The 21,285-nt window shown below is 42.1% G+C and carries 18 protein-coding genes and 2 pseudogenes; 8 read left to right on the top strand and 12 right to left on the bottom strand.

What is annotated here, in order from left to right:
• From F972_RS15040 to F972_RS04045, 4 genes and pseudogenes are all read right to left on the bottom strand, one after another.
• Positions 1-172: pseudogene (locus tag F972_RS15040) on the bottom strand (IS4 family transposase); the annotation flags it as partial.
• A 555-nt stretch (positions 173-727) separates the two neighbouring features.
• Positions 728-2,461, bottom strand: a complete 1,734-nt coding sequence (locus F972_RS04035; RefSeq protein ID WP_004675015.1) for a bifunctional protein-serine/threonine kinase/phosphatase — start codon at positions 2,459-2,461, stop codon at positions 728-730.
• A 63-nt stretch (positions 2,462-2,524) separates the two neighbouring features.
• A complete protein-coding gene (locus F972_RS04040; protein ID WP_004756001.1) occupies positions 2,525-3,334 on the bottom strand; it encodes a formate/nitrite transporter family protein in 810 nt (269 codons plus the stop codon).
• 179 nt (positions 3,335-3,513) lie between these two features.
• Positions 3,514-3,872 (bottom strand): annotated as a pseudogene (locus tag F972_RS04045) (DUF6607 family protein); the annotation flags it as partial.
• Between the two features lie 407 nt (positions 3,873-4,279).
• Between F972_RS04045 and F972_RS04050 the strand changes: the two are divergent.
• Together F972_RS04050 and F972_RS04055 are read left to right on the top strand one after the other, a co-directional pair.
• On the top strand, positions 4,280-5,806 hold the full coding sequence (locus F972_RS04050) for a hypothetical protein (RefSeq protein WP_004764037.1): 1,527 nt from the start codon (positions 4,280-4,282) through the stop codon (positions 5,804-5,806).
• 280 nt (positions 5,807-6,086) lie between these two features.
• Positions 6,087-7,316: an OmpP1/FadL family transporter gene (locus tag F972_RS04055; RefSeq protein ID WP_034428084.1), complete on the top strand. Its 1,230-nt coding sequence runs from the start codon at positions 6,087-6,089 to the stop codon at positions 7,314-7,316.
• A gap of 90 nt (positions 7,317-7,406) precedes the next feature.
• Here F972_RS04055 and thrH read toward each other — a convergent pair whose 3' ends face one another.
• A complete protein-coding gene (thrH, locus tag F972_RS04060) occupies positions 7,407-8,024 on the bottom strand; it encodes a bifunctional phosphoserine phosphatase/homoserine phosphotransferase ThrH (RefSeq protein ID WP_004678194.1) in 618 nt (205 codons plus the stop codon).
• A gap of 171 nt (positions 8,025-8,195) precedes the next feature.
• Here thrH and F972_RS04065 point away from each other — a divergent pair, with 171 nt between their 5' ends.
• Together F972_RS04065 and F972_RS04070 are read left to right on the top strand one after the other, a co-directional pair.
• Positions 8,196-8,924 (top strand): phosphoadenylyl-sulfate reductase, encoded by a 729-nt coding sequence (locus F972_RS04065; RefSeq protein ID WP_004681607.1) that lies wholly within the window; start codon positions 8,196-8,198, stop codon positions 8,922-8,924.
• Between the two features lie 283 nt (positions 8,925-9,207).
• Positions 9,208-10,593 carry a WS/DGAT/MGAT family O-acyltransferase gene (locus tag F972_RS04070; RefSeq protein ID WP_004756011.1) on the top strand — a complete coding sequence of 462 codons (1,386 nt, stop codon included), beginning with the start codon at positions 9,208-9,210 and terminating at the stop codon, positions 10,591-10,593.
• A 36-nt stretch (positions 10,594-10,629) separates the two neighbouring features.
• Here F972_RS04070 and F972_RS15740 read toward each other — a convergent pair whose 3' ends face one another.
• The 6 genes from F972_RS15740 to F972_RS04095 form a co-directional block, all read right to left on the bottom strand.
• Positions 10,630-10,803 carry a PA1571 family protein gene (locus F972_RS15740; RefSeq protein ID WP_004681609.1) on the bottom strand — a complete coding sequence of 58 codons (174 nt, stop codon included), beginning with the start codon at positions 10,801-10,803 and terminating at the stop codon, positions 10,630-10,632.
• 135 nt (positions 10,804-10,938) lie between these two features.
• Positions 10,939-12,393, bottom strand: a complete 1,455-nt coding sequence (gene rng / locus F972_RS04075; RefSeq protein WP_004681611.1) for a ribonuclease G — start codon at positions 12,391-12,393, stop codon at positions 10,939-10,941.
• A gap of 56 nt (positions 12,394-12,449) precedes the next feature.
• Complete coding sequence (locus F972_RS04080) at positions 12,450-13,016, bottom strand: Maf-like protein (protein WP_004764042.1); 567 nt, start codon at positions 13,014-13,016, stop codon at positions 12,450-12,452.
• Positions 13,004-13,495, bottom strand: a complete 492-nt coding sequence (gene mreD, locus F972_RS04085; RefSeq protein WP_004681615.1) for a rod shape-determining protein MreD — start codon at positions 13,493-13,495, stop codon at positions 13,004-13,006. The genes F972_RS04080 and mreD overlap by 13 nt, the downstream gene beginning before the upstream one ends.
• Positions 13,482-14,339, bottom strand: coding sequence for a rod shape-determining protein MreC (gene mreC, locus F972_RS04090; protein WP_004681616.1), 858 nt, complete (start codon positions 14,337-14,339; stop codon positions 13,482-13,484). Before mreC ends, mreD begins: the two co-directional genes overlap by 14 nt.
• Before the next feature lie 17 nt (positions 14,340-14,356).
• On the bottom strand, positions 14,357-15,397 hold the full coding sequence (locus tag F972_RS04095) for a rod shape-determining protein (RefSeq protein WP_004678210.1): 1,041 nt from the start codon (positions 15,395-15,397) through the stop codon (positions 14,357-14,359).
• Between the two features lie 133 nt (positions 15,398-15,530).
• Between F972_RS04095 and gatC the strand changes: the two genes are divergently transcribed.
• From gatC to F972_RS04115, 4 genes are all read left to right on the top strand, one after another.
• Complete coding sequence (gene gatC, locus F972_RS04100) at positions 15,531-15,848, top strand: Asp-tRNA(Asn)/Glu-tRNA(Gln) amidotransferase subunit GatC (protein WP_004678212.1); 318 nt, start codon at positions 15,531-15,533, stop codon at positions 15,846-15,848.
• 53 nt (positions 15,849-15,901) lie between these two features.
• A complete protein-coding gene (gatA, locus tag F972_RS04105) occupies positions 15,902-17,380 on the top strand; it encodes an Asp-tRNA(Asn)/Glu-tRNA(Gln) amidotransferase subunit GatA (protein WP_004764045.1) in 1,479 nt (492 codons plus the stop codon).
• Positions 17,380-18,849 carry an Asp-tRNA(Asn)/Glu-tRNA(Gln) amidotransferase subunit GatB gene (gatB, locus tag F972_RS04110; RefSeq protein ID WP_004681620.1) on the top strand — a complete coding sequence of 490 codons (1,470 nt, stop codon included), beginning with the start codon at positions 17,380-17,382 and terminating at the stop codon, positions 18,847-18,849. The genes gatA and gatB overlap by 1 nt, the downstream gene beginning before the upstream one ends.
• 82 nt (positions 18,850-18,931) lie before the next feature.
• Entirely contained in the window at positions 18,932-19,873 is a 942-nt protein-coding gene (locus tag F972_RS04115; protein ID WP_004681623.1) for a DUF5655 domain-containing protein, read from the top strand.
• Between the two features lie 230 nt (positions 19,874-20,103).
• Here the strand turns inward: F972_RS04115 and F972_RS04120 are convergent, their stop codons facing one another.
• Positions 20,104-21,180 (bottom strand): DUF1176 domain-containing protein, encoded by a 1,077-nt coding sequence (locus F972_RS04120; RefSeq protein WP_004681624.1) that lies wholly within the window; start codon positions 21,178-21,180, stop codon positions 20,104-20,106.
• Positions 21,181-21,285 lie beyond the last annotated feature (105 nt).

The raw sequence follows: 21,285 nt of genomic DNA on the forward strand, positions 1-21,285 counted from the left end.
GATAAAATGATTGTGGTAAGCACTTGATGGGCAAGGCTTTAGATGCAGAAGAAAGATTGCACGTTTGCTTTAAAATGATCGCAAGCATGATGAGCGAAAAGCACTTTAAATGTGACTTGTTCCATTTTAGAGATTTGTTTAAGATAAGATATAACTCATTGAGATGTGTCATAGTATTCGTCGTTAGAAAACAATTATTGTGACATTATTTCAATGAGTTATCTATTTTTGTCGTGTACAGAGAACAAATATAGAAAAATATATTTAAAAGCCTTTGATATATAACAATTTAACCAAAACAACATGACAAAATATACAATAATAAATAAGGATACCGTTGCAAAAAATGAGGATATATCCAGTTCTATCAACTTTTGTATCCTCATTCGCTATGGCTAAACACATCCCCCCCTAACAGATTCAAAGTGTTCAAGTGCAAAACCAAAAGAGAAAGACTATTCCCTATACGATGGTCATGGGTTAAGCTTCTGTTAAATCACTGCAAATCACAGGGATGACATCATACACCTCAACATTGGCTTGTTCATGCTTGCCGCCCAGTAGCACCAGATACAACGACTTCATTTAAATATCCAAAATAAAAATTATGATTCAAAAAATTAAATTAACCGCAAGGTAAAATAATCTACAATATTTTAGGAGATTCGTGCTTAACACCAGTTATGAGAAGTAGAAATCAACGCTACAGAAAACTTATAAAAAATAGCTAATTGCCGTGTAATAGGGAAAGTAGGCCCAAAAGCAATAATAACAGGATTGCAGATAGCATTTTCCAGAATAAAACAGGGTCCCTATCTACAAATGATTTACGTGCTGGCTGCACAAACAGAGGATTAGAATAATTTAAATCATAAATAAACTCTGAGATGTCCTCATAACGCTGCTCAGGATCAGGTCGAACCGCCTTTTCCAATGCCAGATCAACCCAGATCGGAATATCTTTGCGATATTCAAAGACCGAAAAATAATACAGCTTCCTCAAGTCTTTTCTGGATTTACATTTGGCAATATTGGTCTGGTAAGGTAAATCCCCTGTCAATAAATAATAGGTCAATACGGCAAGCGAATATTGGTCTGATCGGGTTGAAACAGGTTCCAGTAAAAAATATTCAGGTGCCATATAGGCCAACGTTCCCAAGGCAGCATCCTGTGTTTCCCGTTGCATTTCGCGAATGCCTGCAACACGACAAGCCCCAAAATCAATGATTTTTACCGTTCCAAAGCGATCCAGCATAATATTTTCTGGGCGAATATCCTGATGCAACATTTCCAGTCGATGCATTGCCTGTAAACCCTTGGCAACCTGCGCAATAATTTGACGTACTTGATCCAATGCAATCGGTTGTTGCTGATCCAGCATCCATTGCTTTAAGGTCTGTCCCTCAACATAATGCATGGTATGGTAAATATAATGTCGTGGTCGGGTTTGAGGATAGGCGCTCAATACATGAGGACTATGAATCCGCTTGGCAATCCATTCCTCCAGTAAAAACTGTTCAGCCAAATATTGATCATGCTGCACCTCAGAGGCAGGCACTTTGATTACCAGCAACTGTTGCCGATCTATTTCATGTGCCAAATATAAAATACTACGGTGGCTGGTATAGATTTCCCGAAGCAGTTGATAACCATCAAATTGCGTAGGCACATTTAACGCTGGCACAAAAGCCAGTTGTGCATATTCAGGCAAAATATCCTGTGCTTCAATTTGAGGCAGTTTTTGCACTTGAATAATCTGAATGGTCAGGTTATCGGTACTGCCCTGCTGATAGGCATGTTCCACAATGTGCTGAGCAATTTGATCTAAACTGGTATTTGTTTGAGTTAAAAACTGAATGAGTTGCGCTTGGGGACAATATTCATACACCCCATCGGTCATCAAAATAAAAATATCGCCCTCATATAAGGCATAGTTTTGATAATCAATCTCTACCTTGGCATTAACCCCCAAGGCTCGGCTTAAATAGCTTTCTTGTGATGATAACCAAATCCGATGGTCTGTCGTCAATTGTTCCAATTGACCCGATTGCAGCCGATAAATTCGACTATCGCCAATATGGAACAGATGGGCAATCTGCCCTTTCAGCACCATAGCACTCAAGGTACAGACATAACCACGATCTTTATCAAAGCGATACTGGCTCTGTTGAGTCTGTGCGTATAACCAGCCATTGATTGCGGTCAGTACCCGTTCCACCGAGGTTTTGACGGTCCATGTTTCTGGCGTGGAAAAGTAGTCTGATAGCAATCCTGTAACGGCGGTTTGACTGGCAATGTGGCTGACATTGCTGCTGCTAATACCATCCGCCAAGGCAAATGCCATGCCCTTATGCTGCAATAGATAGTTTTGCGGTAAAGTTGCGGCATAAAAGTCCTGATTGAGCTTTTTACGACCTTGATGAGAATATTGCCCCAGTTCAACCTGTAATTGTTGTGTCATTTTTATCTCAGTATTGAACGGGAATCACTCCCTGATCCCCTTATGCCATTCAATAGCAAATCATTAGAAGCTACGTTTTGGTGCTGTTTTAACATGCGTGGTATAGAGCGCAAGACCTGTCAAAGCCAGACCACCCACTAAATTCCCCAATGCAACTGGAATCTCATTCCATAGGAAATAATCCATAATTGAAAAATCACCACCCATCATCATGGCAAATGGGAACAGGAACATATTCACCACAGAATGCTCAAAGCCCATGGCAAAGAACAGCATCACAGGCATCCACATGGCAATGAACTTACCACTCACCGAGGTCGAGATCATCGCACCAATCACCCCCAGTGAAACCATCCAGTTACACAGCATGCCGCGAATGAAAATTGTCATCCAGCCACCAAAGCCATATTCCTTATAGCCAATGGTTCGGTTTTCACCAATATGCGCAATTTTATTACCAATTTCATTTGGTTCAGTGGCAAATCCATAAGTATAAACAGCTGCCATCAACACAGCGACGGTTAATGCACCCGCGAAATTACCTAAAAACACCCAGCCCCAGTGTTTCAGGATTCTTGGAATGGTCACCCCTGGACGCTTGTCGATCCATGCCAATGGCGTTAATACAAAAACGCCCGTTAATAGGTCATAACCCAATAAATACAACATGCAAAATCCCACTGGGAACAACAACGCACCAATAAGTGGCACACCTGTTTGAATCCCAATCGTCACCGCAAATACAGCCGCAATCGCAAGGATTGCCCCTGCCATATAGGCACGAATCATCACATCCCGTGTTGCCATATGCAGTTTTGATTCGCCTGCATCAACAACCTTGACCGCAAACTCGGATGGCGCAATATACGACATAAACAATCCTCTATAGTTTCTTTAAAAATTTTTATAAAAAAAGGGCCTAAAGCATCTTTCAGCTTTAGGCCCCTTTGCCCATAAAAACGTAGTGATTAATTGAAATAGGCATCTTTGCCTGTCTAATTATTTAAAAGCAAATGGCATGCCAGAAATAAAAAAGACCTAAGTATTGATTCACCCAATTTGCGTGCCAGCGCAGTATGGTCTTGCTATCAAACTTGATATTGTCCTGTTCATGCACCCAACCCGTTGCTGTCAATGCATGGTGGTTGGTCCCAATAATCACATCGTAATCATTACGAATCGTATGCTCACGGCGTGGCAATGGACGATAGGTTTCATTTGAAGTCCATTCCGTTACCCCATTATCTTTGGTCCAACGCCCCAAACCTGCATAACATGGAGAGTCATCCACCTGCCATACTGTCTGCAACCATTTCCCTTGTGCATCCTGTTGTTTTAGCTAAATACTTTTCCATTTATAGTTACCAATATAGCTCCACATTTTTGTTGGTTCATATTCCCAATCTTGTCGCACCTCATGTTTGAATTCGCCATAAATTACGTATTCAGCTATAGAGCAGAATATTGCTTATAAATAAGCTTTTAGTTGTTCAAAAAAGTGGGACCACCTCTATAAAAAATCTATTTTTTACAAAAAACCCTTGACCTTACAAAAAATTTTTTTAGTAAAAATGCAAAAATTTGACCTTATCATCTTAGAATAATAGTTTATATTTTTCATCATATTACCAATAAAAACACAGATGTATATTAAATTTTATAGCATTTTTTTGTTAAATTTCATGTAATCAATCGTACTGTGTAGTTCATTTAGAACATTTACTCTTATTTTAATTATGGTATTTTTGTTACATGAAGCTATAGCCAATCATAGTTTCGTCAATACTTAGAATCTTGAAGTTCAAGGAAAGATTTAAAATGAAATTAAAATATCTTAGCACTGCCATGGTCTTAGCGACGCTACCTGCAACTGGAGCTTTTGCAGCAGCACTGGATCGTTCAGGTCAGTCAATGTCTGCTTTTTTCCAACCAGGAAATTATTTTGAAGCTGGTATTTCGGTTCTAGATCCAACAGTAGAAGGTAAAGAAGCTGGCGGAACACCAACTCAACGTAAAATTGGTGACATGGGTGACGATTACATGTTCCCTAGTGCAGCTTTAAAACTTCAACTTACAGATAATATTTCTTTTGGGTTACTTTACGACCAACCTTTTGGTGCAGATGCCAAATACACAGGTGAGAACGTATTTGTTTCAAGCCCAAATGATGGAGTATTAAGTCAAAAGTCTTTATCTGATTTATCAACTAAGTCTATTAGCCAATTAGTAAATGCAGCTGGCGCTTCATTTGGACCAGCTCTTCAACAGGTAACTAATCAGACTGGCGGTAATCCAGCAAACCCAACTCAACAAGAAATTCTGGGCGCATTACAACGGGTTGCTCTTGCAGGTAATGCCACTGTTGCAGGTGGTTTACAAAAACTTCAACAAACGAACGCGGCTTTAACTGCTGCAAAAGCTTATTTAGGTTCAAGTACGGGTTCAAATAGCACACAAGTTGAAGTCGATACTCAAAACATTTCTATGGTTTTTGGTTTCCAACCGAATAAAAACCTAAACTTCTACGCTGGTCCAGTCATTCAAACCATCAAAGGTAATGTGAGCCTTCGTGGTCAAGCTTATAGTGTTTATAACGGTTACGATGCAAAAATCAAAGAAACCACTGGTCTAGGCTGGTTAGCAGGTGCTGCGTATCAAATTCCAGAGATTGCACTTAAAGCATCTCTCACATACCGCTCTGAAATTGATCACGATGCTACAACGACTGAAACTTTATCATTATTAGATTTCCCAGCATTACAAAGCGTACTTGCAGGTCTAGGTGTGACAGCAGCACTTCCTACAAATGGTGCTAAAACAGAAACTAAAATCACTACGCCACAATCTGTAAACCTTGATTTCCAGACAGGTATCATGGCAAATACAGTTGCTTTTGCTAATGTACGCTGGGTAAATTGGAAAGATTTTTCAATCCAACCATATACTTTTGGTCAATTGTCTAAAGCACTTGGTGCTCCTGGTCTAGTTGCTGGCAAACCAAACGGTTTTAACCTGGTTGAATACTCTGATGATCAATGGTCTGTAAACACAGGTATTGGTCGTAAGTTAAATGAACAATGGGCAGGTAACGTGTCTGTGGGTTGGGATTCTGGCGCGGGTAACCCTGTAACGACTTTAGGTCCAACAGAAGGTTATTGGAATGTAGGCTTTGGTGTTCAATATAGTCCTACACCTGCTACATTTATTTCTGGCGGTGTGAAATACTTCTGGTTAGGTGATGCTAAAGCACAAACTAGTGCACAATCTGGTACTAATGAGTATGTAGCTACTTTTGAAGACAATAATGCTATCGCTTACGGTTTAAAGATGGGTTACCGTTTCTAATCAACACGTCGAATAAAAAAGGCCATCATTTGATGGTCTTTTTTTCGCAAAAATTTTTCTGCTCAATGACTAAAATAACGCTTAAACATTTAAGTTGCATTCATAAAGATATTTTCTTCAGCCCTGCTTTACCAAACGATGAATATAAGCTTCTACAACTCAAGTAGTTTTCATGACTTTATCAGTTCATTTATGGACATTTGTAAAAATATTTTGATCAGTAAAAATTATGTTACTTTTCGCGCCATTCTTGTTACAAAGTGATATGAGAGAAACTACCATGAAGCTTCATGCTATTCAAAAGGCACTTTTACTTAGCCTGGTTCCCACCACTTCAGCTTTTGCCGCAGCTTTAGATCGTTCTGGTCAGTCAATCGCACCTTTTTTACAGCCTAATAATTATTTTGAAGCGAGCATCTCCGTTCTTGATCCAAATGTTTCTGGTCAGGACATTTCAAACAATAATACGGGTGACATGGCAAAACATTATTATTCACCAAGCGCCGCTTTCAAGATTCAGGCAACAGAAAAATTTTCTATTGGTCTTATTTATGATCAACCTTATGGTGCTGACGCTGAATATACAGGCAAAAGTAACTTTATCGAAAACCGTCCTGTCCCATTTAAAGGTGGTACATCAGTTACAGTAAAAACTGAAAATTTAAACCTACTTTTCGGTTATCAACCCACCCAAAACTGGAACCTGTATGCAGGTGCTGTTTATCAAACACTGGATGCCAACGTATTACTACGCGGTGCAAGCTACAGTGCCTACAGTGGCTATGACTTCAAGACAGGCCGAGATGAAGCTGTAGGCTGGCTAGCAGGTGTTGCCTATCAAATTCCTGAAATTGCCTTAAAAACCTCACTGACATACCGTACAAAAATCAAGCATGAAATGAATGCCTATGAAAAGCATGCTATTGCGGGTCTGACAGGTAATGCTGGATTCGATGCACTCCTAAATAATATTAATAATTCTCAGGGTGAGACAGAAATCACCACACCACAATCGATCAACCTCGATTTCCAGACAGGTATTATGGCAGACACGGTTGCATTTGCGAACCTACGCTGGGTGAACTGGAAAGACTTCGCTATTCGTCCTTATAAGTTTGGCGCAGCCTCCATCCTCCCTCCTATTGTTGCCTCAACAGGAAAGAAAGATGGTTTTGACCTTGTAGCCTATACTGACGATCAATATTCAATTACCACGGGTGTGGGCCGTAAACTGAATGATCAATGGGCGGGTAATGTCTCTGTAGGCTGGGACTCTGGTGCAGGTAATCCTGTGACTATACTTGGTCCAACGGAAGGTTACTGGAACCTTGGCCTGGGTGTTCAATACAGCCCTACCCCAGCAACGTTCATCGCAGGTGGAGTGAAATATTTCTGGTTAGGTGATGCAAAAGCCCAGTCAGGCTCTCAGTTCAACACACCAGGTTATGTGGCTGACTTTAAAAACAATGATGCAATCGCGTACGGCTTAAAAATTGGTTATAAATTCTAATTTTGACCGATCAAAACAAAGGGCACATCATGTGCCCTTTGTTTTATCCAGTTTTCTGTTATTACCGTTAAAAACAGAAAAATCTCAGCTTTATTCAGGAATATTACGCTGAGATACTGAACGAATCGCCTGCTTTAATGCTTCATAACCATGCAGTGGTGGAAACTGTGGAAATTCAGCAATTACATTGTCTGGCGCATCAAACAGGAAACCGTGATCAGCCTCACCCAGCATGGTTGTGTCGTTATAGGAATCACCAGCAGCAATCACGCGGAAATTCAAACCATGTAATGCTTTTACAGCTTGACGCTTTTGATCTGGTTGACGCAGTTTATAGGCAGTAATCATGCCATTTTCATCGGTCTCAAGTTTATGACAGAAAATTGTTGGCCAGCCTAACTGCTTCATCAATGGATGGGCAAACTCATAGAATGTATCAGATAAAATAATCAGTTGAAAATGAGTACGCACCCATTCCACAAATTCTCTCGCACCTTCAAAAGGCCCCATGTCTGCAATAACGTCCTGAATGTCATTTAAACCCAAACCATGTTGTTTAAGGATGTTTAAACGCTGGGTCATTAATACATCATAATCTGGAATATCACGAGTTGTTGCCTCGAGTTCTTTAATGCCAGTTTTCTTTGCAAAATTAATCCAGATTTCTGGAACCAAAACCCCTTCAAGATCTAGGCAGACGATTTCCATGAATGCTTCCAATGTTGGTTAAAAATTGCTGTATCATACCATTAACATTTTCAATTTTGCGCTGTTGTTGAATAAAACGGTTTTATTCTGCAAGATTAAAACCACAAGCAGGCCAACAGCTTTGCTTATAGTGATTTACAATTGTGCCCAAGCCTATCGCCAGGAACATTCATGACTGTTATTCCTACTATTGACCTTGTAGATGCGCTCGCTGCTGAATACGCAGACAAATCGCCACGAGAAATTTTAGAACTCGCACTTAGCCAGCAAGGTGAGATTGCAATTTCATTTTCGGGTGCGGAAGATGTTGTGCTGATTGATATTGCCTCACGTCTTGGCAAACCCTTTCGTGTGTTTAGTCTGGATACAGGTCGTTTGCATGCGGAAACCTATCAATTTATTGAAACGGTCCGTAAGCACTATAATATCACTATTGAAATCTGCTTCCCTGAATCCGCAGCAGTACAACAACTGGTTAATGAAAAAGGGTTGTTTAGCTTTTTTGAAGATGGGCATCAGGAATGTTGTGGTGTTCGAAAAGTGCAGCCTTTGCGTAAGAAACTTGCCACTTTAGATGGCTGGATTACAGGGCAACGTAAGGACCAGAGTCCAACCCGCAGTGATGTTCCTGTGGTTCAAGCCGATGTCGGTTTCTCTGGCGAGGGCAAACAACTAATTAAATACAACCCGCTTGCCAACTGGAGCAGCGCGGATGTATGGAGTTACATTCGGATGATGGAGATTCCATACAACCCACTGCATGAGCGTGGTTTTATCTCGATTGGTTGTGAACCATGTACTCGCCCTGTACTTCCGAATCAGCATGAACGTGAAGGTCGCTGGTGGTGGGAAGAAGCCACACACAAAGAATGTGGTTTGCATGCAGGCAATCTTAAATAATAGTGCCTAGCAGATTTGGTATATAAAAACCACTGATTCGTCAGTGGTTTTATTTTTTCTGACTCCTCTGTACAAAGTCATATTTTAACCAGACTAAACCGTATATACTTCACACAACGGTTCAATAATTCTAATAAGAATTATAGGGTGTGTTGGATGCGATCTTGCGAGCTATGTTCCATTGCGATATAGCACATTGTTTAGACTATGCACGGCATGATTGAAGTGTCATCAGACCCTACAAGTATCTTATAAAAAAATGCAAGGAGAGGCTATATCTGCTATGCGCCCATTACACCCAATCGATTTCATTTTTCTTTCTTTAGAGAAAAGACAGCAACCTATGCATGTAGGTGGCTTGTTTTTATTTGAGATTCCAGAAAATGCATCGCCTACTTTCGTTCATGACCTAGTTCAAGATATCCGACAATCAAAAAGTATTCCTGTTCCACCATTCAACAACCAGCTCAATGGGCTATTTTGGGGAGAGGATGAAGAGTTCGATATTGACCACCATTTCCGCCATATTGCCTTACCAAACCCAGGCCGTATCCGTGAATTGCTGGTCTATATCTCGCAGCAACATAGCTCACTGCTTGATCGTGCAAAACCACTTTGGACCTGCGATGTGATTGAAGGAATCGAAGGTAATCGTTTTGCGATGTATTTCAAAATTCATCATGCGATGGTCGATGGCGTTGCAGGTATGCGTCTGATTGAAAAATCGCTTTCAAAAGATCCGAATGAAAAGCATGTCGTGCCATTATGGTGTGTCGAAGGAAAGCGTACTAAACGCTTGAAAGCACCTAAAACCCCTGCTGTCAGTAAAATCAGGGGAGTTCTGGATACGATTAAATCCCAGTGTGAAATTGCACCTAAAGTGATGCAGGAACTTTCACAAACACTGTTTAAGGAAATTGGGAAAAACCCTGACTATGTGTCAACATTTCAGGCCCCACCGTCAATTTTAAACCAACGTGTAAGCTCTTCCCGCCGTTTTGCTGCCCAGTCTTTTGAGCTGGAACGTTTCCGTCGTATTGCCAAAACACTGGGCGTTACCCTTAATGATGTGGTATTGGCGGTATGTTCTGGTGCATTACGTGAATATTTGATCAATCAAAATAGTTTGCCGAAAAAACCGTTAATTGCAATGGTGCCTGCTTCATTGCGTACAGATGATTCTGAGTTCAGCAACCGTATCACCATGATTCTGGCAAATTTAGCCACCCATATTGCGGACCCAATTGAACGTTTAGAAATTATTCGCCGTAGTGTGCAGAACTCAAAACAGCGGTTTAGCCGCATGAGTGCAAACGAAATCCTAAACTATAGTGCATTAGTCTATGGGCCAGCAGGTTTAAACATTGCTTCAGGCATGCTTCCAAAACATCAGGCATTTAATCTTGTGATCTCGAATGTACCAGGCCCACGTGAACCTTTATACTGGAATGGTGCGAAACTTGATGCGCTCTACCCTGCATCTATCGTCATGGATGGTCAAGCACTCAACATCACCATGACCAGTTATCTGGACAAGTTGGAAGTCGGTTTAATTGCGTGCCGTAATACTGTACCAAAAATGCAGACACTTCTTACGCATTTAGAGGATGAAATTCAGCGTTTTGAAAAGGCGATTCGGGACTTGCCAGAACAGAAAGTTGCGAATTAAGTTCGCAGAAAAAATTAAGGGGCTTTACATAGCCCCTTATTTTTTAATTGCACGGCAACGTTGTAAAAGCTGATGACAAGCGGAACGAATCATGGCCGTGGTAATCTGAACCTCTTTACCTTGGCTATCAACCATATAGCACGTATTTACGGGATTACTGTCCAAAACATGCTTAAAACCGTGATTCACTAATCTTTCACTGACATTCATAGTTATATACCTCTTATATTTTGCTAAGACACCCAATAGTGCCTATGGCTCATTTTATTGTTCTAGTATTTAAAATTTGTGATCGAAAGTAAAATTTCAGTTGTAACAAGGATTAAGCGAAATATTGTTACAACTTTAGCTTAAAATGATATCGTATTGCTCTTGCGTATACAGATTTTCGACCTGAAATTTAATCACGCGATTAATGAAATGTTCCAGATCCGCCACGGCTGGGGCTTCTGCTGTGAGTAGCCGATCAATGACCGCTGGATGTGCAACGACAGTAAAGCCACCCTTGGAATCAAATGCACGGGCATAGCGCAGGATTTCTCGAAATATTTCGTAACATACTGTCTCCGCCGTCTTCACATAACCACGCCCCTGACAGGTTGGGCATGATTCACACAGTAAATGCTCCAGAGACTCGCGAGTACGTTTGCGGGTCATTTCAACCAGACCAAGTTCCGAAACCTGGGTAATCTTGGTCTTAGCATGATCCCGTTCCAGCATCTTTTCAAACTGGCGCATCACCTCGTCACGGTGTTCGGCTTCCTGCATGTCAATGAAGTCAATAATAATAATCCCACCAAGATTACGCAGACGTAGTTGTCTTGCAATGACCTGTGTGGCTTCCATATTGGTCTTAAACACAGTGTCTTCTAAACTACGACCACCCACATAAGAGCCTGTATTGACATCAATCGTGGTCATGGCTTCGGTCTGGTCAATCATCAGGTAACCACCAGACTTGAGCGCCACCCGAGTCTGCAAGGCTTTCTGTAGATCATCCTCAACGTTATATAAGTCAAACAGTGGTTTTTCACCAGGATAATGAATCAAACGATCATGCATGCTCGGCATAAATTCATCAATAAATTCTTGCAGCTTGCCGTAGATTTCCCGTGAATCGACATAAATTTTGGCAGTTTGTTCACTGGCCAGATCACGCACCACTCGGCGCGGCAAAGGCAATTCCTCAAAGATCAGGGATGGAACAACGGTACTTTGCTGGGTACGTTGAATATATTCCCAAAGCTTGGCGAGATAGCACATGTCCTGCACAATCGCCGCTTCATCCACTCCCTCTGCGGCAGTACGCACAATCACGCTGCCTGGTAACTGGTGTTCGACCTGAATACGCTCAATCATGCTGCGTAAACGGTCACGCTCCTCTTCGGACTCAATGCGCTGGGAAACCCCAATATGCTTGCCAAAAGGCATCATCACCAGATAACGGGATGGGATAGAAAGGTCAGTGCTAAGTCGGGCGCCTTTAGTGCCAAGCATGTCTTTCATGACTTGAACCGTCAGGATTTGCCCAGGATGTAGCAACTCAAAAACGTTGGGAGTTGGCTGTGAACGGGGCCACACCATATCATTGATATGTAAAAAAGCGGTTCTGGACAAACCAATATCAACAAAGGCGGCCTGCATTCCTGGCAGCACCCGCACCACCTTGCCCTTGTAGATATTACCCACTAAACCACGCTTTACCGTACGCTCAACGAATAATTCATTAACCGTTCCATTTTCAATCAAGGCCACACGACATTCCATCGGTGTGACGTTAATCAGCAATTCTTCTGCCATAACCAACTCAAAATTTTATAAAAATTCTTATATCCGAAAGTATCAGCCTGGTAATTTTATACGGAGGCCTTAACGCTTTCTAATAACTGTACTGTCTCATATAAGGGTAAGCCTACAACATTACTGTAACTTCCACGAATCTGTGGAATATATTGCGCCGCAATTCCCTGTATCGCATAGGCACCTGCCTTACCAATAGGTTCGCCAGTAGCCCAGTATTTTTCCATTTCCACATCACTCAAACGTTGGAACTCAACCTGGGTACGCACTACTGTACTCAAGATTTTCGAGCTGCTTGCCACACAAATTCCAGAGTAGACATCATGCCACTGTCCAGAAAGTGCTGACCAAATTTCAAAGGCATGCTGCTTTGACTCTGGCTTTCCAATAATCTTTCCAGCACAACTTAAACTGGTATCCGCTGCAATCACAATCGCTTCTAGGTACTGGTTTAAAACAACCTGAGCCTTGTCCCTTGCCAAGCGTTCAACATACTGTTCAACAGTTTCACCGTCCTGCACAGCCTCATCAACATCTGGACTATAACTATCAAAGTCCAAACCGAGTTGCCTTAACAGCTCCTGCCGACGGGGTGAGCTTGATGCGAGAATTATATGCGCCATTTGTGTAAACAATAATAAACCAGAGGCCACGTCACGATACTGGTCAGCACGGGCTGCCAATGACGCGCAATCGAAAAATGTGTCCCTGCAATGGTCTGGCTAATCCACAGAAAAATGATATGCGTCACAATCGCAATCACCGCAATCACCCATGAGTTTCCAAAAGTCAGGATACGGCGTTCACGAATAAAATAGCGTGTCGCAAAGGCAATAAATACAAAACTCAGTGCATTTAAACCGAAAGGTGCATCCAGCAGCAAATCAACGAACAGTCCCATGCCGAATGCAAACCAGACACCACACCAGACAGGCTGGTAAAGAATCCAGAACAGCATGATCATCAGCATCAATGATGGCCGCCACCCTGAAGCTTCATAGGCAATTGGGTAGACCATCAGGATTGATCCGATCACGATGGAAATGATGATCATCCAAAGCGGGTCTTTACGTTTTTCATAATTCAGCTTAGCGATCGGCATACGGTTGCTCCTGCGCCAAGGATTCAGAGAACAGCACCACCACATGATGACCACTTGCAAGCTGGGCCGCTGGTCTCACATCAATTTCGGCAAACTCACCCGAAGTATGACGGCTCACCTTAGACACCGTTCCCACTAAATAACCTGCTGGAAAATTTTCACCCAAGCCTGAACTGAACACCTTGTCCCCCACCTGAATATTGGCACTGGTAGGTACATACTCCATTTTGAGCTGTCCCAAATCCCCTGTACCCGAGACGATTGCACGCATCCCCGTACGTTCCAAACGCACAGAGAGAGAATGTTCTTTATCAGACAGCAACATCACCCGCGAACTGTGCGGATAGACACTAATCAACTGCCCCATAATGCCTTTATCATCCAGAACAGTCTGGCCCACCTTTAAATGGTCCAGTGAACCACGGTTGATAATGATGATATGACGCAAAGGGTCAGCATCTGTTCCAATCACTTCTGCAATTTGCATACGACCATCAATAATCAATGGCGTATCCAAAAGCCCCCTTAAACGGTTATTTTCCGCAGAGAGTTCTGAAAGTTTTTGGAGTCGAACCTGTGCCTGTAAGAGTTCAGCCTGCATCGCAGTGTTTTCACGGCGCAGTTGGGTTTCAGACTTGGTTTGTTGGTTCAGCCATTCTCGCGACAGTACAGGATAGCTTGCCAGCGCATAAATCGGATTATACGCGGCGTACAGAACATCCCTTGCAGGCTGGATGACATAGGGCATGCGCCAGTCAAAGAAAAGCACCACCAGACATGTAATGACCGCAATGATAAAGGAGCGAAAAGATGGCGGTTGTCTTGAAAAAAGATTCGGTTGCACCGCCTGATCCTTATGGTTTAACCAACGAAAAGCATATCATGGTTTGGATTGTCAAAAAACTCTAAGACTTTACCGCCACCACGGGTGACGCAGGTTAAAGGATCATCAGCAACAATCACAGGTAAACCTGTTTCTTGGGCAAGGAGTTTGTCCAGGTTACGCAGCAATGCACCACCGCCTGTTAAAACAATGCCACGTTCAGCAATATCAGAAGAAAGTTCAGGTGGAGTTTGTTCTAAAGCAGATTTTACAGCGCTGACAATACTTTGTAGTGGATCAGAAATCGCCTGAGTAATTTCATCAGAAGTTACGGTAATCGCACGAGGAACACCCTCAGCTAAATTACGTCCACGCACTTCTATTTGTAGCGTTTTGCCATCAGCAATCGCCATACCCACTTCTTTCTTGATCGTTTCAGCCGTTGTTTCGCCAATCAGGCAACCGTGTGCCTTACGAACATAGTTGATAATCTGTTCATCAAAGACATCACCACCGATACGGAGTGAATCTGCGTAGACACAACCCTGTAATGAAATGATTGCGATCTCGGTCGTACCACCGCCCACATCCACCACCATCGAACCACATGCCTGTTCAACTGGCATACCCGCACCAATTGCGGCAGCCATCGGCTCTTCGATCAAACGCACATCACGCGCGCCCGCATTAAACACAGCCTCACGAATGGCACGGCGTTCAACCAATGTTGATTTACATGGCACACACACCACCACACGCGGTGCTGGTGGAAACAGACGCTTTTCGTGCACCTTGCCAATAAACTGGTTCAACATGGTCTCAGTGACTTCAAAATCAGCAATCACACCGTCTTTCATTGGACGAATTGCTGAAATATTCGCTGGTGTACGGCCTAACATTTGTTTAGCATCAATCCCTACAGCCGCCACAATCTTTTGTGAGCCGCTGTGACGAATGGCCACAACTGTTGGTTCATTTAATATAATGCCACGGCCTGGTGCATAAATAAGGGTATTTGCAGTACCTAGATCAATGGCTAAATCCGGCGAAAACAAGCCAATTAGTCGTTTTAGAATCACGGGGGCGTTCTCAATTAAACTTTGTGTGAATACAAGGTGGCAACTTTAACGAAATGTGATGCTTTGAACAAGTCAATCGCTTATTATAACGCACGATATTTTGCAATTTTTTGATACTGAATTAGGTAAAGTTATGTCTACATCATCAGATGCTCAGCAGACGACGGACTTAAATGCACAAACCGTTTCAGGGATTGCGCATCTTGCCCGTTTATCCCTAGATGAAACGCAATCTGCTGAATATGCTCAAAGTTTAAATAAAATTCTTGGCATGATGGAAAGCTTGAAAAACATTAATACCGATGATGTTGAGCCTTTAAAAAGCCCATTTGACCATCCACAGCCTTTACGCGCCGATGTGGTGAGTGAAAGCAATCACCGTGATGAATATCAGGCGGTCGCCCCTGCAACAGAAGCAGGTCTGTACCTTGTACCTCGCGTAATTGAATAAGATTTATTCGATTAGTCAATATTTTATATTTAGAATGTAAAGAAATTTTTCATATGACAGATTTACATCGCTTATCAATCCGTGAACTTTCCGAGGGCTTAAAACAGGCCCAGTTTTCATCACGTGAATTGACCGAACATTATTTAAAACGTATTGCCCATATTGACCCAAAAGTAAAAAGTTATGTGACGGTGACGGCAGAACAGGCACTTGCTGAAGCTGATGCGGCTGATGCTGCACTCAAAGCAGGTCATGCACATGCACTTGCGGGTATTCCACTTGCGCATAAAGACATTTTTTGTACCCAGGGTATTAAAACCACTGCAGGTTCAAAAATGCTGGATAACTTTATTTCACCTTATGATGCAACTGTGGTTGCCAAAGCCAAGGCTGCAGGTCTTGTGACTTTAGGCAAGGTGAACATGGATGAATTCGCAATGGGTTCAACCTCTGAAAACTCTTACTTCGGTGCAACCTCCAACCCTTGGGCGCTTGATCGTGTTCCAGGAGGGTCGTCTGGTGGTTCCGCAGCGGCTGTTGCAGCTGACCTTGCACCGATTGCCACAGGAACGGATACTGGTGGCTCGATTCGCCAACCTGCTTCATTCTGTGGCTTAACGGGCTTAAAACCGACCTATGGTCGTGTGTCTCGCTTTGGTATGATTGCCTATGCATCATCACTGGATCAGGGCGGTCCAATGGCACGATCAGCAGCAGACTGTGCTTATTTGATGAATGTGATTGCAGGTCATGACAGCAAAGATTCTACTTCAGTAAATAAAGATGTGGACGATTACGTTGCCAAACTAAACGGTACGGCAGTCAAAGGCTTACGCATTGGTATTCCAAAACAGTACTTCAATGTGGCTGGTTTAGATGCAGACGTGAAAGCGCGCGTTGAAGAATCATTGAAAAAGCTTGAAGAGATGGGTGCAATCTTGGTTGAGATTGATCTCAACATGACTGAAGCCTATGTGCCGACTTACTATTTGATCGCCCCTGCGGAAGCATCTTCCAACCTATCACGTTACGATGGTGTTCGTTATGGCTATCGCTGTGACAATCCAAAAGACATTTTAGACCTGTATAAACGCTCACGCTCTGAGGGTTTTGGTGCGGAAGTGCAACGCCGTATCCTGATTGGGACTTATGCCCTTTCTGCGGGTTACTACGATGCGTACTATGTCAAAGCACAAAAAGTACGTCGTTTGATTCAGCAGGATTTCCTTAAAGCATTTGAAAATGTCGATGTGATTGCTGCGCCATCTGCACCAACCACTGCATACAAAATCGGCGCAAACCTCAGTCCGACTGAAATGTATTTAGGCGATATCTACACCCTTGCCGTGAACCTGGCAGGTCTACCCGCCATCAACGCACCTGTAGGTTTTGATAAAGACAGCCTGCCTGTGGGCTTACAGTTGATTGGTAATTACTGGTCAGAATCACAATTGCTTTCGATTGTGCATCAATATCAACAAAACACAGACTGGCATACCAAACGTGCGGCAATTGCTGAGGAGAATGTATAATGACTGAAGCTCAAAAGTTAAAGCTTATTGACGGTTGGGAAGTCGTTATCGGGATCGAGATCCACACTCAGTTGGCGACCAAGTCTAAAATCTTCTCTGGTTCATCGACTGAATTTGGTCAAGACCCAAACACCCAAGCCAGCCTTGTTGATTTGGCCATGCCAGGCGTATTGCCAGTATTGAATGCTGAAGTGGTTGATCTTGCGATTCGCTTTGGTTTGGGCATTGATGCTTACATCGACCAAGCCTCTGTGTTTGCCCGTAAAAACTATTTCTATCCAGATTCGCCAAAAGGCTACCAGATCAGCCAGATGGACAATCCAATTGTGGGCTTGGGTCATATCGACATTCAACTTGAAGATGGTACGGTGAAGCGTATTGGCGTAACTCGTGCCCATCTTGAAGAAGATGCTGGTAAATCCATCCATGACCAATTTGAGGGCATGTCAGGTATCGACTTAAACCGCGCTGGTACGCCATTGCTTGAAATCGTGTCTGAACCTGATATGCGTTCAGTTGAAGAAGCTGTGGCTTATATCAAGGCGATTCATACATTGGTGCGTTGGTTAGGTATTTCTGACGGTAACATGGCCGAAGGTTCATTCCGTGCTGACTGTAACGTGTCTTTGCGTCGTCCAGGTCAGCCATTCGGCACTCGTTGCGAGTTAAAAAACCTCAACTCATTCCGTTTCATTGAGCAAGCGATCAATGTTGAAATTGAACGCCAAATGGAAATTTTGGAATACGGCGGCACAATTGATCAGGAAACCCGTTTGTTCGATCCGAACAAGATGGAAACCCGTTCAATGCGCTCGAAAGAAGAAGCCAACGACTATCGCTACTTCCCTGATCCAGACTTGTTACCAGTGATCATTTCAAATGAACAAATCGAAGCTGCTCGTGTGGCGCTTCCAGAATTGCCTGCTGCACGCCGTGCCCGTTTTATGGCTGACTTTGGCGTAACGGAATATGATGCACATGTACTTACACTTTCTCGTGAAATGGCAGACTTCTACGAGGCTGTTGTAGCTGCTGCTGGCGGTGAGAAGCAAGGTAAAGTTTCAGCAAACTGGGTGATGGGTGAATTCTCAGGCGCTTTAAACAAAGCGGGCCTAGAATTGGCGGACTCTCCAGTTTCTGCTGAGCAGTTGGGTGGCATGATCGCGCGTATTGTGGATAACACCATTAACGGTAAAATTGCCAAGCAGGTGTTTGGATTTATGTGGGAAGCAGAGGGTAAATCTGCGGATGACATTATTGCTGAAAAAGGCTTGAAGCAAGAAACCGATACAGGTGCGATTGAGGCGATTATCAAAGACGTGCTTGCAGCCAATGAAAAAATGGTTGAAGAATACAAGTCTGGTAAGGAAAAAGCCTTTAATGGTCTCGTTGGTCAAGTCATGAAAGCTGCAAAAGGTAAAGCTAATCCAGCTCAAGTAAATGAATTAATGAAGAAATTGATTGGTTAACTTATTAGCCAATTTATTGATTTCATGTTATAAAACCTCGTATTGATACGGGGTTTTATTTTTTAAATAAGGTTTTATCGTCATGCCAATTTTCGATATAAATAATAATTTACAATTACGCACTGTGCAAAAAACCAACTTCCCTTTAGAAAAAGATTTGCAAACTTTAATTGAAAACAACCTAATCACTGTTTTTAACTGCCGTTTTATCGCAAGTGAATTTTCAACGGGTGCAATTCATGCTGGTCGAATTGATACTCTAGCTCTATCTGAAGATAATAATCCTGTCATTATTGAATATAAAAAAGTAGAGTCCTCAGAACTCATAACACAAAGCCTATTTTATCTTCATTGGATTCAAGATCATAAAGGTGATTTTGAAATAGCAGCTCAAAAAGTACTAGGAAACAATATAGAAATTGACTGGTCAGATATTCGGGTCATTTGTATTGCACCAAATTATAAAAAATACGATCTACATGCAGTACAAGTTATGGGAGCAAATATTGAATTATGGCGTTATCAACTTTTTTCAAACCAAAGTTTGTATCTTGAGGAAGTTTTTCATAACACAACATCAAATACGCCAGTAACTCTCAATCAAACAGCGAAAAACCCTGTCATGGTTGCAGCGGGAAAAAAGGCTGCTATTACACGAAATATCGGACAATACACCACAGAGAGCCATCTACAAAATAAATCTAAAGAAGTTATTGAGCTCATGGAAGCATTACAAGATATGATTATGGGTTTTGATGACTCGATTGAGGAAATTCCTAAAAAATACTATATAGCCTATAAAAGCACACAAAATATTTTAACTGTGGAAGTTCGCTTACGAAATTTAAAAATTTATTTAAAATTAAAACCTGAGGATATTCCTGTAAATACTCCAAATTATCGTGATGTTTCCAATATAGGGCATCATGGTATTGGCGATGTCGAGTTTACGATAACCAACCTCAATGAACTGATAGATACCAAACCATTTATAGAGTTAGCCTATAATAGGATTGGCGGTTAATTGTACTCAATCAATGAAAATTCTCGGTAAAAAAATTTACAATTCAGCAAATTTATAATCCTGAATATTGTGAGTAGTTATTGTCATACAGCTAAAAATTAAAGCAGCGAAATGCTGAGTTATTTTTAGCAATTTATTTTAGTTAATGAATAAAAATGAAATAATCACTGCCCCCTTAACACACCCGAAAATCTTATTTTAAGTTGAGATTGGCGTATATATTCAAAATGCTATTTTACAACTGCTTCAATTTGGTCCAGTTCCCATACCCCACCTGCAGCAAGCCCTTTACACATGCCTGTCCACATATCTTTAGTATGTACGAATTTCTGCCCATCCCAAACCCATTCATCACTTGACCAGCAGTCTCCAATTCCCCGTCCTTTTTGTGAGCTACTGATTATCCCATCCCCAACATCGGAGGCATGTTCAGTCACAAAAATTGCTTTTCCTGTTAAAGACTCATCCAGCACCCAAACTCCATACCCCTCATTATATGCTCCACGCCAACATAGGGTCGTTGCCAATACTTTTTTATTGCTTAATTTGTAGAGTTCAATCGACTGAGGTTTTACGCCATCACTGCTATAAACTCCCTCACAAAAACCATCTTGTTTGGGTGTAGGTTGTGCTGCCATCAATGATTTATACACGGACTGATACTGCTTGCTGTTGGGCTGCAAAGTTAGATAAGGTTTGCTGGCTGTTTTAACCTGTTTCACCACCAATTTCGGTTGAGCCGCTAAAACTTTTGCTTCGCTCATTTTCCCTTTTTTGACCAAGGCGCCTGTCGTTCCAACACGTTTCTGAAAATCATCCATTTTCAATAATGTTGCAGTCATACCCGCATCCGAAATATTCCATTGCAGACGGTTATTTTTAAATACAATGTCTGCTTTTCCACTGGCCTGCTGCAACAATCCATTCACCTGTGCTGCGGTCAATCTACCCATAAGTGGAAATTCAGTGCCATCCACCAAAACAGCCCCTAAATCCTTGCCATTGACATAAAAATGAATATTTTTAAGCTGATTTTTAGGAATTTGAGGTTCGGTAAACCCATCACCCAAGGCAAACTCGCCTGTGACTTGCTGAGCTTTGCCCGCCTGACGTGTCAATAGGATTGATGCTGGATAATCATCACTAGATTCATTGTGATAGCCCGCAGCTCGACAGGTTCCTGTATTGCTACAGTAAATTTCCCAATCTTGATGTGAAAATGAAATACCTTTGATTTCTTGTGCGAAGCTAGTAGAACTTAGTGCCATAAAGCAGCAAACTGAAAGTATATTCTTCACTGGTATCATTCTGTATTACTCATATTTATTATCAAACTTGAAAACAGTTTAAAGGGCTGATCTACACTTGTCATATCTCATTTTATTGCAGAAGATATTAGCTTAAAGCAAACT

Source organism: Acinetobacter sp. CIP 102529 (assembly GCF_000368325.1).
Classification (GTDB): Bacteria; Pseudomonadota; Gammaproteobacteria; order Pseudomonadales; family Moraxellaceae; genus Acinetobacter; species Acinetobacter parvus.